Genomic DNA, 13730 nt, shown 5'->3' on the forward strand with positions numbered 1-13730 from the left:
TTAACGCTGAAAATTATTTTCAAAAATTTTTACGGGTTTTGCGATCTCGTTCGGAATAGTAGATAGAACCTATTAACTTTCCCCCTTGGGACTCTCTATGCATTCCGTTGAATTTGGCCGTTCGCGACCCAAAAAATACCGCGCTAACTACTTGTCCCTTATGGGCCTGAGTTTCACCGTCATCTTAAGCATTACAGCACCACAGCCATCACTGGCTCAAACTGTCGATGTTGATGCTAGACAAATCAACAAGCTACAACATTATCAGATTAAGGCGGGCACGCTCGATGCTGTACTCAACAGCTTTGCTCTAGCCGCGAATATTGATCTGTCGATATCTTCAGCACTCACTCGGGGTAAAACCAGCTTAGGGCTAGAGGGACAATACTCGATTGAAGCAGGCTTGCAAAAGATACTGGCGGGGACGGGTTTACAGGTCACATCGCGCCTTGAGGGGCAATATATTCTCGGCAAGGCGACCGCCGCAATAGTGTTGGCACCCATAACGGTTATCAGCGCTGCGGGTTATGAACAGGATATCAAAAATGCGCCAGCGAGCATTAGTGTGCTTTCAGGCAAGGATCTAGAGCAACGCAAATTTAATTCACTGCAAGATATCGCGCGGGAAATTCCCGGTGTCAATGTGATTGGCTCTGGCGCACAGAGCGGAATATCCATACGCGGCATGGAGAAGGGTTATACGTTAGTGCTCGTTGACGGCAAGCGGGTACGCTCGGACACGGGAAATCCGCGAGGATTGAACAACGAAGATCTCGATAGCAATTTTATCCCTCCCGTTGCGTCGATTGAGCGCGTCGAAGTGGTTCGTGGACCTATGAGTTCTCTCTACGGTAGCGATGCAATGGGCGGCATCATCAATATCATTACCAAAAAAACACCCGAACATTGGAGTGCCAGCGCGGGCTATAGTTTGCGCGTGCCAGACAGCAGCGCTATGGGGAATCAAAACCAACAGGATATCTATATTTCGGGGCCACTGGTTAAAGATCTGCTTGGTGCTTCCATTTGGGGAAATCAAGCCGTACAGGACGAAGACAAATATTACGGTGGATATCAGGAATCCACTAAGCGAACCCTAGGCGGTAAGCTGCGGATCACGCCTAATCGCGACCACGAGTTTATCCTCGACTACTCAAAGGCGAGTCAGCGCTACATTGGCAATCCTGGTGGAGTTCTACTCACCACCGCCAGAGGAAGTATTGACCGCGAATGGACCCGAGATGCATGGAGCATTGCCTACAATGCCTTGTTCGATCTTGGCGAACTAGAACTGAAATACTATGAAGAAGATTATGAAAGACTGACTTATCCTGCTGCAGCTGATTTCACTACAGGATCAACAAACAAAGTCGGCGATGCGCGCTTCATCACAGGTGTAGATAGCCATACTCTGACTTTCGGTGGTCAATGGACTAACGACAAACTGACTAACGGTGATTTAGGTAATGGTACTCCCCGAAGCTTTGGTACCCGCTCTGTCAGCGATATCAGTATTTTTGCAGAAGACGAATGGGAACTGCTCACAGAGAAACTTTATCTCACCCTTGGTGCGCGACTAACGGATAACGAATTCTTTGGTCATCATGTCTCACCTAGAGCATATCTTGTTTTCAATCATAACGATCACTGGACTTTCAAAGGGGGCATAGCCACTGGCTACAAGAGCCCGAAGATTGACCAGATTGATAACACCACAGGCTCTCAACGCGGCGGCAGTACGAGTCAGTTTGTCATTGTTGGTAATCCGGACTTAGAGCCAGAACAAAGCACGAATTATGAAATCGGCGCGCTTTACACTAAAGATGACACGCTAAATATCGGCGCAACGCTATTTTTCAATGACTTTTCCAACAAAATCCTTAACACCAACACCTTCTATTTCGACGATGGTAACGGTGGATATATTCCAGCCTATTGCATTTCAGGTGACGTTGGCACCAAAGACTGCCCAGCTTGGGCCACTTGGCTAAATGCCAAGGGAGCACAGATCCGCGGTGTCGAACTTGAAGGTCACTGGGACATAACTGATACCTTGGCGCTCAAAGCGAGTTACACCTATACCGATTCACGAATTGACGCAGACAACGTGATCATCAATACCCCCGCGGGTCCACGCCCTTTCGGTGACACCTTGGCATTGCTAGACGGAAATTCACTCGTCGGTATCCCAAATCATAACGGCTCAATTACGCTCGACTACCAACCTACAGAGGCACTCTCGGCATTCCTGAGAGGTAATTATGAGGGCGAAATTACCCGAGTCAGCTTCGAACGCAACACGGTCGATAAGAGTGACAAGGATTTGATCACGCTGGACGCAGGTCTGAACTATTCGCTGAACCGCTATATTAGCTTCAACGTCGGGATAGACAACATCACCGACGCTACACGATTTAAAGTGAATAACGATACTGGGGCCTACCGCTATTCAGAGCGCGGACGTAGCTATTTCGTTAGCGTTAAGACGCAATTCTGAATATGGGCCTACATATCATGCTCGAAAAAGACTCACGATTGTCCCATCAATCGAAGCGCGGCAATCAAAGCGCCGTTGGCAAATGGCTGTTCACCACTGGGATGGTGGCACACTCAATCGCCATCTGTTTATTGTGCTATTTATCCAGTGGCCAATTTGTTAATACAACAGGAGCTCTGCTTTACCACATGGGCATGCCATGGACGGATGCCGTGGTCGTCACCAGTATGCTCGGGTTTATCTACTTAGTGCTCATTCTATTGTGGGCATTTTCCCGTAACGGCGTCCTGCGAACTTGGCTGAATGTAAGCAGCCTGACTGGCCTCTCCATCTTCATGGCTTGGATAATTGGAGCATTAGTATGAAAGATGGATTCCGTACTCGGATGAGTCTCCTGCACACTTGGGCAGGATTAATGTTAAGCGGCTTGCTGTTCGCCATTTTCTGGACCGGCACGCTGTCAGTATTCGATAAAGAAATCGATCGCTGGATGATGCCACACACTCGAATCCACATGGATACAGCAAGGCCATTATCGGTAGACCGCGAGATTATACCTTTACTGGCAGAGCGAGCTGAGGGGGCAAAAGCTTGGACTATAGTGCTACCCGCTGAGCGCAGACCTTTTTTGACATTGGCTTATGATTCTGCAAAGTCACACATAGCACAGCGAAATAGTTTCCACCCGATCACGCTCGAACCGCTTCCGGCTCCAAACACCCGAGGAGCGAGTAACTTTATTTACCCCTTCCATCACAATTTAACCTTACGCCAAAACAACATTGGCGCCCTACTGGTTGGTATTGCGAGCATGGGTATGCTTTGCCTGTTAATTTCCGGCATAGTCATACACCGTAGAATATTTGCCGATTTCTTTACCCTTAGGCTGCTTCGTGGCTTTGGCAGAGCCAATCTCGATATTCATAACCTCACAGGCGTTGTGCTGCTGCCTTTCACTATCGTCATCACCTTGTCTGGGCTAATGATTGCGCACTTGATCTATTTCCCCAAGGCGCCCGATGCCGTTTTCGCACAGCTCAACCCACCATCCGTGACGCAGGAACGACCCAAATCCAAAGTAAGAGAAGCTTCACGCAAACGTGAGCAAGATGTTAGCAGTGAAAATGAAGACGAAATTACCGATGCCAGAGAAGGCTCACGCAATAGTCCAGCTCGGAGCCGTTTTATCGCCGAATCACAGGGGCGCGTTAGACCACAAGCAATAGGCCAACCCGCCAATGTTGTCGCAATTGATCCTATGATTGCGGCGACCGAAAACGAACTAGGTCAAGGGGCTGTCTATATGATTCGGGTTAGCAATCCTGGAGATGCAGGTGGTGTCGTCGCACTCAGGCTAAATGGCGATAACAGCGTATCTCAGAATATTGATAATAGGAGATTTTCTACCGCCACTGGAGAGGAACTAGCACATTTCAACTCATCCTCGACGACCAATGTATTTAACTTTATTGCTGGTATGCATTACATCAAATTTAAACACTGGCCACTGCGCTGGCTTTATTTTATCGCAGGGCTGGGTGCTTGCGCGTTAATCGCCACTGGCCTACTGCATTGGGCTCAGGCACGTAACCAAAAGCAAGGCAGCACTGGCTTCAATGTGTCTTTTATGAATGCACATAACATCGCTGCGATCACTGGCATTATTTCTGCGACCGGGGCTTTTTTAGTGGTCAATCGCTTGCTCAATAATAGAGAACAATTAGCAGGTATCTCCAGCCGCGATTTAGAGGTATATGCCTTCTTTGGTGTCTGGTTAGCTTGCTTACTTCATGCGTTGATCAGAGTGTTTTTGAACAAACAGCATGGTTACCGAAAGGCTTGGGCAGAACAATGCTGGGCGATTGCTCTGATTGCTATCGCAGCTGTGGGACTGAACTGGATAACCACAGGCGACCATCTGCTTAAGACCCTATTCACCCATACCTATTGGCCCGTTGCGACCCTAGACTTAGTGCTTGTTACTAGTGCAGTGATGGCCATTTACGCAGCGCGGAAACTATCAGTCATCCGTGAGAGTTAGATGTTAAAAGGAGAGGATTAATGCCTAAAGACCTGCTGTTAGTCGCCATATTTAGCACGGCCTACCTCAGCTTTGCTTTGTTCGCCCTGAGCCAAGTACGGCATTGGCGCGTTGTTTTCGATAAGGCGCTACCCACTCAAAGGGAGGTGTTGCTCCTACGCAGCCTAGGTATCTTGATGCTAAGCATATCTTTAGCACTATCGCTGGTGCGCGACGGTGCCAGCTTTGGCAGTCTGCTCTGGATAACAATGATTGGCGTGGCTGCACTTGCCGTTGCTTTAACCTTAGCTTGGCGACCTCGCTGGTTACGTCCTGCGGGTAAATTATTCTCCTTCACTTACCCAGATACAGGGCGAGTTAACCATAAAATGAATCAAGTTAAAGGTTGATAAAATTGATGATATTGAAAGCCGTTTTACTCTCATTGGTATTACTTGCTGTGCCACTCGCCAGTTGGGCGCAGGAAAATACCAGCGCCGATAACAGCCAAGCCACGTTACCGATCAACACTGAGACTCATGCCATTGAGCAATTGTCTTCAGTACCTGAAACGGTAGTTTCGAGTGTGCAACAGCCAACGGAGGAAGCTTCCGCTACAGATGTGTTAGCAACATCGACTTGGTGGAACGATGCCCTCGCGCTGCTAGAGACGGGCGGCACAGTAGTGGTGATATTGGTGCTGATGTCATTGGTTGCGATGACGATTGTGCTGATAAAACTTATTCAGTTTCAGCGAGCAGGTCTGTGGCAACGTAAACCCGCAAGGCAGGCATTAGCGCTATGGCAACAAGGCAAGCAGGAAGAAGCATTACAGCTTGCTGCAGTAAGCCGCAATCCCACAGCACAGGCAATGGCACAAGCAATTCGTGGCATCACACGCCAACTGCCTGAATCTTTAGTCCGCGAAGAAGTACTGCGTTATGGCTGTAATGCGCTATTTCAGTTAAGACGCGGATTGCGCCCACTAGAGGTCATAGGTTCATTATCACCACTACTGGGATTACTGGGCACGGTAATGGGTATGATCGCCGCCTTTCAACAACTCCAAGCGGCGGGTAATAAAGTGAATCCGGCGATTCTATCGGGCGGGATCTGGGAAGCCTTGCTCACCACAGCGGTCGGTTTGTGTGTCGCTATCCCAGTGGTGGCATTGCTGAACTATCTGGAGCGGCGCGTCGATCACCTCGCACATGAAATGGATAACTTAGTGACGCAACTGTTTACCCCAGAGTTATCGGCGGCCAGCACTTATCAAGCACCAAGCACTGTGGTTACACCACTCACAGCCAATAACAAACAGGCACTCCATGCAAGCGCCATTTAGTCAACGACCAAGACTCACGGCTCATCCTTCAAAACGTAAAGCTGTGATTAGCTTAACGCCACTCATTGATGTGGTGTTTATCCTATTGGTGTTTTTTATGCTGTCTTCCAGTTTTCTAGACTGGCGCACTGTGGCGCTCGATACCAGCACGGCAGGTAGCCCCGCTCCCGCTGAGCAAGCGCCATTTTTAGTACAAATTAGCGCAGACCAACTGCAACTAAACGGCGAAACGATCACACTGGAAGCATTACAGCAAAAAGCACAAGGGCGCCAGCCTGCAAGCCAGATAGTGAGCCTACAGCCGCAGGCGGATACTCCAGTACAAAGGTTAGTACAGGTATTGGATGCACTTAATGCCGCAGGGATTACGCCGCTAACACTGGTAGAAGACTCCAATTGGCAACCCGCACCTGCGACGAAAGCGGAAGGCAATAATATGGAGAACAGCCACTAATGCATTTTCCTGAACGTCGACCAGACCAAACCGAAGAACGTATTTTGCCGCTGATTAATGTGGTGTTCTTGCTGTTAATCTTTTTTATGATCGCAGGTAGCCTTTCAGTGACAGCGCCGTTTGATGTCACTCCACCGGTCTCGCAAAGTGATGGCGTAGATGAACCGGATGCAGTGCTCATCCTAATAAGCCGTGAAAACAAGCTCGCACTCGATAATGAACCGATTACGGAAGCAGAACTGTTAGCACGCATCGATATGCTGCTGTCCGCCGAGCCAGAAACCCAAGTCACGCTGAAAGTTGATGGTGAGTTATCGGGAAACCAGCTCGTACATTTTACCCAAGCCTTGTATAGCGTAGGCGTTAAAAAGCTGCGTTTATTAACTGAGCTGGGGGCCAAATGACAGACCAAGAGTTCGCGCCGAACATAGTGCAATGCTGTATAGCTTTACTGTTAGCGACTTTTTTGCACATCGCCTTAACGGCTGCAGTGTTTTGGTCACCAGCAGTAATAACGCCCTCGGGTCAGGCTAAAGCGGTTGGCAACGGAGGGATTGAAATTTCCTTAGGGCCAGCAGGTAGCGCAGCGAGTGCTCTGCCACAAACGACGGCGCCAGTAGCTGAGCAAAAGTCTGAGCCCATTAAAGAGCAACTCGATAAACCAGCACGACTGCCACCCATAACAAAGAAAGTAACTCCCACACTAAGTACCAAACCTAAACCCATAGCGCCAACGCCTCAAGATGAGCTAACAACTCAGTCCGAGGTGAATGAGCAGCATAGCAGCCCAACCGAAACCCCATCGCCGACAGCGTCAGCAGCGTCTGCAGCGTCTGCCAACGAAGTAGGTCAAAGTGGTGAAGCTAATTCCGCAGAACAGAATAAGGCGGCCAGCGGCAATAACATGACTGGAGGAGGTTTGCTTGGCGATACCCAAGACTACACTGCGACTTTATTAGCCTGGTTGGAACAACATAAGGAATATCCGCGCACGGCACGTAATCGACGTCAGCAAGGCACAGTCATGTTGTATTTTGTGTTAGATCGCCAAGGCAGAGTCAGCGCGAGTCGAATTGAGCAAAGTTCGGGCTATCAAACATTAGATGCAGAAGCACTAAAAATGTTGGAGCGAGCCCAGCCCTTACCTGCCATACCCGATGCAATGCCAAACGAGACGTTAGAACTTGTTGTGCCAGTGCAGTTTTTCTTACGTTAAGCTGCACCGTGAAATGGAAGATCCAGCGGACAAACTTGTCGACCTAGTCATCATATTTAATGAGTGCCTTGCTTGTTTGTCTGAGCAATCATGTAAATAGATATAAACCCTATTTCATCGCGGCTTTTACGTAGACATCGAAACGGTTTTTCTTAGTTTCGATAACCGTATTTGGCTTAACCCCGTCCAAATCCTCGGCGTAGTCTGGGCGCTTAACAACGACACGTTTAGTTGCTAAGGCTAAAGCAGGAGCGAGTAGACCATCGGCGTCTAAATCGGCACCAACTAAGGATTGGAATACACGCATTTCCTTTTTAACAAGGGCCGATTTATCGCGGTGGGGATACATAGGGTCGAGGTACACCACATCTACCTCTTGTGCCAATTTCGAAAGGGCTTCTAGGCTCGAACCATGGAACAGGCGCATCCGCTCACGCATCCAGACACCGATTTCAGCATCTTGATAGGCGCGGCGCAGACCATCTTCAAGCAATGCCGCAACCACAGGATGACGTTCAACCATAGTTACAGTGCAACCAAGGCTTGCTAGCACGAAGGCATCGCGTCCTAAACCCGCAGTGCCATCAACCACACTTGGCATTACCCCTTGCTTTAATCCCACGGCTTTAGCGATGGATTGGCCGCGACCACCACCGAACTTACGTCTATGGGCGACGGCGCCAGTCACAAAGTCCACCACTATGCCATCAAGCTTAGGCTCATCGCGTTTATGCAGTGATAAAGTATCTGATTCAAAACGCAATTCGAAGGTCGCATTCGCATCGTAGACGAGTTGCCAACGTGCACAAATATCCACAAGTGTTGGGTATTGCTGATTGAAAAAAATCGGGGTCACAGGCTGTCTTCTAACCAACGAAAATGATGGCCATTATGCCTAAAAATCTGGTTTATGAATATGCCAGTCAGCAAATCACATCAGCAAACTCATCACTATCTTAGTCAATTTGTCGCAGTGCACCCTTAAAGATTCAAACAAGCATCACACTGTAATCCACTGATTTATAAAGATAGTAATCTATTTGTATAACAATTAAGTGATTTATGTTATATGTTATATCCCCAGTCAACCTGCGTGACTTCCGTATGGGATAAGGACTCTTTTTGCTTCAATGGCTGAAAGGTTTTTTGTTTATTAGGGATCGAGACTTTTTAAATCCTGATAGAACAATATTAAAAACCAGCTTATTGCGGATCATTCTGCTCAGTGGCGCGATGTTGACCGCTAGCATAGTGCTGCATAGCTCTTTAATTGCATATCAGTTAAACCTCGCTTTTATTATCAGCATTACGGTCAGTTTTTTAACCGTACTCTTCTTAACTTTATGGTTTACCCGCAAATATTTACTCGCCAGCTCAATCAGTCTGTTGGCTATGGTCATTGCCGCCTGCATTTCTATACTCTTGTTTGTCCCAGACTTTAACTTATCCCAGTCAGGGATTACCTTCTTATATACCTTGCCCCTAATGGCGCTTTTTCTATTTGGCAGAAAAGTAGCCGTTATCATGATGTTTTTTAATGTATTGCCTTTTTTACTGCTGCTGCGTAACCAAAATATTCCCCCGATTATTGATATTGATATCAGTCTGCCTGCGACCCACGCTTATCTGAATGGCTTGCTGTTTGTCTTTTTTAATATCTGTATTCCCTTGTCGGCGATGCGCCTGCTAAAAACCCAGAAAGTCCATGCGCAGCAAATGATCCAGCATCAAAATGCTCTGCAACGTACCTTAGATCAATATGCTGAAATCTTTGAAAATAATGGTACCGCTTCCTTCTTCTGTAATGAGGACGGCGTGATTCTCAACCTGAATAATGCGGCCAAAGAAATCGCCGGAGAGGTCACACTAAACCGCACTCGCCTATGTGACATTTTTGAACTTACCGAAGATACCAGCACAAACTTACTGGCGGCCGCGTTTCCGACCCATCTAAAGAACAACAACGGCACTAAATATCTGCTGCAGAAAGCCTCATTAGAGCACCATGACACTTTGTTGTTTCACTGCCACGATGTCACAGAACAGGCAAACCATGCGATTGAACTAAGCCGACTTAAAAAGCACCATATCAGCACACATTTCTATGATTTAGTGACCGGATTACCCAACGAGAATCACTGGTATAACCCAGCCCCAAGTACGATCCATTTGGATATGACAGTCGCCTTAGTCAAAATTGATAATCTGAGTCAAATCAATGCCGCCTTCGGTATCAGCGTCGGGGATGCCATCTTAAAAGCCTTTGCGACCGAACTCAAAAATCGCTTTGGTCATCACGCAAAAATATACCGGTTTAGGGGAGCCTCGTTTGCGCTTGAGTTTACCAGCCTGCCGCTGATCTCCCCCGAAAACCTCGCGCAGCAATTACGCGAGCGTATTCCAACGAACCTGCAGCTCAAACATGAACAACAAATTGAATATCATCTCGAGTGCCGAGTCGGTTGCAGTTCGGGTAATAAAGCCTCACCGCAGCAAGCCGCAGAGCAATGTTTAATTGCCATTAAGCAAACCACCCAAGCTAGCCCAGTCATGGTGTATTACATTGGTTTGATTAATAATCTTCTCGAAGCCTCATCGCAGAAAGCTAAAATTCGCGACGCATTGAAACACAATCGTCTGGAAATGTGGCTACAGCCTAAAGTAAGGGCCGATGGCCACATTATTAGCTTTGAAGCGCTGGCAAGAATGTTCGATGAAGACGGCACTATGATTATGCCGAACACGTTTATCCCCATCATAGAGTCATCCCAATTACAGGCGATTTTTGCGATAAAAGTCTTCAGGCAATTACTACAACTGATCCGTTCTTGGCCGAAAAATGTGCCTCTGGTCAGGATAGCCTTCAACTTATCTGGGCAGGATATTTTGTCGGATCGCTTCTTTAAGGTGTTGATCCAAACCTATATGAATCACCCCGAACTCATCCCATTATTAGAGATTGAAATCACTGAAACCTCAGTATTTTCAACCCATAAAGAAACGGGCCGACGCCTAAACACCTTAGCTCGCATGGGAGTTTCTATCGCCATTGACGATTTTGGCACTGGCCATGCGTCATTAAGCCAACTCATCGATATCAGTGCCGACACGATAAAAATCGACCGCTGCTTTGTCAGTCAAATGGGCATTAGTGAACGCCATACCCAAATTGTCAACGCCGCCATCCTGTTAGCCAAGAGCTTAAAACTCAACGTCATTGCCGAAGGTATCGAAACCGAAGCCCAGTTATTGCAACTCACGGCGTTAGGATGTGAACAATTTCAAGGCTATCTATTCGGTAAACCCGCACCCGCGAATCTATGGCTGAAAACCTTTCAAATGCAAACGCCCACACACTGGTTCGCCAATAAAAAGAGCGCCAACTGAGGCATTAAATTTACGCCTACAAGCATCGCAGGTATAATTGGCGTCAGGCATTTGCCTCTCTTTGCTTTGTTTGCAAATTACTAGGATCCCCCATGTTAAGTTACCGCCATGGTTATCACGCTGGCAATTATGCCGATGTGTTGAAACACGCCATCTTGCTTCAAACCTTGCAGCTGATGCACAAGAAAGACAAACCACTCGTGTATATCGATACCCATGCGGGTGCAGGTGGTTATGCTTTAAGCGATGAATTTGCACAAAAAACCGGTGAATACCTCGAAGGTGTAGCTAAGCTTTGGGATAAAACTGATCTGCCGCAGTCGCTGCAGGACTATGTCGCCGCCGTGCGTCATTTTAATGAAGAAAATCCTGACGAACTCAACTTCTACCCAGGTTCGCCTGCCATTATAGACATGGAATTGGGGCCTAAAGATCGCATGGTGCTGCACGAGCTGCACAGCACTGATTATGTGTTACTGGACGATTATTTCTGCGAAGACAGACAAGTAAAAGTGATCAAAGGCGATGGCTTAAAAGGCCTTATCGCCGCAGTGCCACCCTTAGAGCGCCGCGCTCTGGTGCTCGTCGATCCTAGCTACGAGATGAAAACCGACTATCAAGATGTGGCCGAAACCCTGATCAAAGCGCATAAACGTTTTGCTACGGGCGTGTTTATGCTCTGGTATCCAGTGGTGAATCGCGCTCAGACCGAAGGCATGTTATCGCGCCTCGCCAGTAGTGGCATTAAACGTCAGCTAAGAATCGAGCAAGCAATTAAACCCGATTCGGATGAGTTTGGCATGACAGCGGCAGGGTTATGGATCATCAATCCGCCTTGGCAGTTAGATGAAATCGCAACCGAATTAATGGATTACTTAGGTAAGACGCTCGGACAAGCGGACGGTAATATCACAGTAAAATGGGAAGTCGGCGAATAACCTTCTACTCAAATGGCGGCGATGATCTCAGGTTTTCGCCGCTTGATTTAAGTTCACAAAGTCTACAGCTAAGCGCCCTTCTGCTCGCGATAACGCTTCAATAGAATTTTCACACGCTCAACATAAGCTTGAGTTTCAGGATAGGGCGGAATGCCATTGTACTGCACCACAGTTGTCGGCCCCGCATTGTAGGCCGCGCAAGCCAAGGCCACATCCCCGTTAAACTGTTTTAGCATTTGCGCCAGATACTTACTGCCACCTAAGATATTTTCTTCGGGTAAAAACGCGTTTGCCACACCCATTTCTTTAGCCGTTTCAGGCATTAATTGCATCAATCCCATAGCGCCAGTACGCGACAATGCACGCGCATTGAAGGCTGATTCTGCGTGAATCACGGCGCGGATCAAGGCGGGGTCGAGTTGATGTTTATGGGCAGCACGGGTGATCAGGGCATCGTAATTGGCGGTAAATAAACGGATACCATTCCAATCTATAGTCGAGTCGGGGCGACAGGCAAAACAGTCATACAACAGAATTTGATATGGGTTATTGGCAGGGGCTTTGTCGGTAAATACAGTGACACCATTGGCTTGTTGGTATTGATAAATCTTGAGTTTTTCTAAGCCTTCACGGCTGACTATGCCGCTCTCTGAATATCTGGCAACGATACGCGGCTTAGCTTTAACGCTCGCCTCCTCCGCGTTTACACTCATCATCAGACTCGATATCAGCGATAAACACAGACCCAACACGGCAAGGCTGCGAGGCGATAAAAAGGCCGCTGCCATCAGTGTACGAGTCGGTACCGAGCGAGTGAGCAACATCAAAGTCCCGTGTGCTGATTAAGTTTAAGTACTTCAATAATAGCAAAGAGTTGCTTCATCTCTCGGTTTATCTGACTAAATTCTGCTGAAAAGGTCGCACCATTAAAAATGGACTGCATTTGAAAACGCGTTCTGCGATTTGGCAGGAACATAATCAACTTGTTGCGAAAGAAAGCGCATTGAATATTTCCACCAAAATGCTTGGCAAGTTCCTGTAAGCGCTCCATAAATGCCGTATTGAGCAAATAGCGAGACTCAACTTGATCCGTTGAAAACACATCGAACTCTTTTTCGAATTGCGGATCTTCAAGTTTCACTCGCACCAGTCCAGCATGGCTGTCAGACAATAAATTCGCTAAACCACCGCGATCCCTCAGCACCACAGTGTGGCCGATAAACGCTTTATGGCTACTCAGCTCAACCACTAAGCCACTAAACTGGGTTTCGGTGCGGGTAACGGTTCTGCGCCTATTGGTGCTGGCATCCAGCTCTTCGACTTGCACATTTTTGGTCAAGGTGAGTTCATTTACAGTTAGCTCAACGCCTTTATAGCGGCCTTGAATATAGTCACCGAAACTGACTTTATCGTATTGCGGCAATACCTTAGCCGCAACGAGTCTATTCATATCGAGGCGCATTTCGCGGCTATAAACAAAATCATCTCCGAAATATTTAAACATCAGTGGATAAATATCCCGTTGAACCAGATGTTTAAAATCTCGAGTCGGCGCAAAGCTCCACCAGCTCAACCCAACTAAAGCAAGCAAGGGTAAAGGAGGAAAATAAGCAACGCCGCGGTAATAGCCAATCACAGTCAGCAAGGTCAGCCCAAGTACTATCATCAAACTCAAATATAAACGTTTGCGCGCCGCCTTAAGGCAGGCCACGCGCTTAGTTTCATATTTACGACTAATGGGGGCTAGGTGTTCTTCGTAATACGCTTCGAGTTGAGGAAGTTCATCCAAATCCGCAGACAAACCAACATGACCCCGATAAGTCCGAATCGGGCTACCTAAAATAAAGGTGAAAATATTCATATTGATATCATA

13 protein-coding genes are annotated in these 13730 nt (G+C 47.6%); 10 read left to right on the forward strand and 3 right to left on the reverse strand.

Features of this window, described 5'->3' with window-relative positions; translation table 11 throughout:
• The first annotated feature begins 97 nt into the window (after positions 1-97).
• The 8 genes from DYH48_RS20900 to DYH48_RS20935 are packed head-to-tail and all read left to right on the forward strand — an operon-like array spanning position 98 to position 7532.
• A complete protein-coding gene (locus tag DYH48_RS20900) occupies positions 98-2497 on the forward strand; it encodes a TonB-dependent receptor (RefSeq protein ID WP_115335828.1) in 2400 nt (799 codons plus the stop codon).
• A gap of 2 nt (positions 2498-2499) precedes the next feature.
• Complete coding sequence (locus DYH48_RS20905) at positions 2500-2862, forward strand: hypothetical protein (protein ID WP_014358124.1); 363 nt, start codon at positions 2500-2502, stop codon at positions 2860-2862.
• Positions 2859-4538: a PepSY-associated TM helix domain-containing protein gene (locus DYH48_RS20910; protein WP_115335829.1), complete on the forward strand. Its 1680-nt coding sequence runs from the start codon at positions 2859-2861 to the stop codon at positions 4536-4538. The genes DYH48_RS20905 and DYH48_RS20910 overlap by 4 nt, the downstream gene beginning before the upstream one ends.
• Before the next feature lie 20 nt (positions 4539-4558).
• The gene (locus tag DYH48_RS20915; protein WP_107402957.1) at positions 4559-4927 is read left to right on the forward strand and encodes a DUF3325 domain-containing protein; all 369 of its coding nucleotides are present in this window, start codon (positions 4559-4561) and stop codon (positions 4925-4927) included.
• An 8-nt stretch (positions 4928-4935) separates the two neighbouring features.
• On the forward strand, positions 4936-5862 hold the full coding sequence (locus tag DYH48_RS20920) for a MotA/TolQ/ExbB proton channel family protein (protein WP_115335830.1): 927 nt from the start codon (positions 4936-4938) through the stop codon (positions 5860-5862).
• Entirely contained in the window at positions 5846-6316 is a 471-nt protein-coding gene (locus tag DYH48_RS20925) for an ExbD/TolR family protein (protein WP_115335831.1), read from the forward strand. Before DYH48_RS20920 ends, DYH48_RS20925 begins: the two co-directional genes overlap by 17 nt.
• The gene (locus tag DYH48_RS20930; RefSeq protein ID WP_115335832.1) at positions 6316-6720 is read left to right on the forward strand and encodes an ExbD/TolR family protein; all 405 of its coding nucleotides are present in this window, start codon (positions 6316-6318) and stop codon (positions 6718-6720) included. The genes DYH48_RS20925 and DYH48_RS20930 overlap by 1 nt, the downstream gene beginning before the upstream one ends.
• Positions 6717-7532, forward strand: a complete 816-nt coding sequence (locus tag DYH48_RS20935; protein ID WP_115335833.1) for an energy transducer TonB — start codon at positions 6717-6719, stop codon at positions 7530-7532. The genes DYH48_RS20930 and DYH48_RS20935 overlap by 4 nt, the downstream gene beginning before the upstream one ends.
• Positions 7533-7641: 109 nt before the next feature.
• On the opposite strand, the gene DYH48_RS20940 is transcribed toward DYH48_RS20935, so the two are convergent.
• Complete coding sequence (locus DYH48_RS20940; protein WP_115335834.1) at positions 7642-8388, reverse strand: class I SAM-dependent methyltransferase; 747 nt, start codon at positions 8386-8388, stop codon at positions 7642-7644.
• 266 nt (positions 8389-8654) lie between these two features.
• Here DYH48_RS20940 and DYH48_RS20945 point away from each other — a divergent pair, with 266 nt between their 5' ends.
• Positions 8655-10919 carry a bifunctional diguanylate cyclase/phosphodiesterase gene (locus tag DYH48_RS20945; protein WP_115335835.1) on the forward strand — a complete coding sequence of 755 codons (2265 nt, stop codon included), beginning with the start codon at positions 8655-8657 and terminating at the stop codon, positions 10917-10919.
• A gap of 92 nt (positions 10920-11011) precedes the next feature.
• Positions 11012-11857: a 23S rRNA (adenine(2030)-N(6))-methyltransferase RlmJ gene (locus tag DYH48_RS20950; RefSeq protein WP_006079458.1), complete on the forward strand. Its 846-nt coding sequence runs from the start codon at positions 11012-11014 to the stop codon at positions 11855-11857.
• Positions 11858-11925: 68 nt separating this feature from the next.
• Here the strand turns inward: DYH48_RS20950 and DYH48_RS20955 are convergent, their stop codons facing one another.
• Positions 11926-12681, reverse strand: coding sequence for a lytic transglycosylase domain-containing protein (locus DYH48_RS20955; protein ID WP_115335836.1), 756 nt, complete (start codon positions 12679-12681; stop codon positions 11926-11928).
• The gene (locus tag DYH48_RS20960) at positions 12681-13718 is read right to left on the reverse strand and encodes a DUF3137 domain-containing protein (protein WP_115335837.1); all 1038 of its coding nucleotides are present in this window, start codon (positions 13716-13718) and stop codon (positions 12681-12683) included. The genes DYH48_RS20955 and DYH48_RS20960 overlap by 1 nt, the downstream gene beginning before the upstream one ends.
• Between the last annotated feature and the right edge of the window lie 12 nt (positions 13719-13730).

The organism is Shewanella baltica, from assembly GCF_900456975.1.
Taxonomy (GTDB): domain Bacteria; phylum Pseudomonadota; class Gammaproteobacteria; order Enterobacterales; family Shewanellaceae; genus Shewanella; species Shewanella baltica.

Coding starts and splice junctions, on each gene's coding strand:
- DYH48_RS20900 (WP_115335828.1), top strand. CDS start 98: ATGCATTCCGTTGAATTTGGCCGTTCGCGACCCAAAAAATACCGCGCT.
- DYH48_RS20905 (WP_014358124.1), top strand. CDS start 2,500: ATGGGCCTACATATCATGCTCGAAAAAGACTCACGATTGTCCCATCAA.
- DYH48_RS20910 (WP_115335829.1), top strand. CDS start 2,859: ATGAAAGATGGATTCCGTACTCGGATGAGTCTCCTGCACACTTGGGCA.
- DYH48_RS20915 (WP_107402957.1), top strand. CDS start 4,559: ATGCCTAAAGACCTGCTGTTAGTCGCCATATTTAGCACGGCCTACCTC.
- DYH48_RS20920 (WP_115335830.1), top strand. CDS start 4,936: ATGATATTGAAAGCCGTTTTACTCTCATTGGTATTACTTGCTGTGCCA.
- DYH48_RS20925 (WP_115335831.1), top strand. CDS start 5,846: ATGCAAGCGCCATTTAGTCAACGACCAAGACTCACGGCTCATCCTTCA.
- DYH48_RS20930 (WP_115335832.1), top strand. CDS start 6,316: ATGCATTTTCCTGAACGTCGACCAGACCAAACCGAAGAACGTATTTTG.
- DYH48_RS20935 (WP_115335833.1), top strand. CDS start 6,717: ATGACAGACCAAGAGTTCGCGCCGAACATAGTGCAATGCTGTATAGCT.
- DYH48_RS20950 (WP_006079458.1), top strand. CDS start 11,012: ATGTTAAGTTACCGCCATGGTTATCACGCTGGCAATTATGCCGATGTG.
- DYH48_RS20955 (WP_115335836.1), bottom strand. CDS start 12,681: ATGTTGCTCACTCGCTCGGTACCGACTCGTACACTGATGGCAGCGGCC.
- DYH48_RS20960 (WP_115335837.1), bottom strand. CDS start 13,718: ATGAATATTTTCACCTTTATTTTAGGTAGCCCGATTCGGACTTATCGG.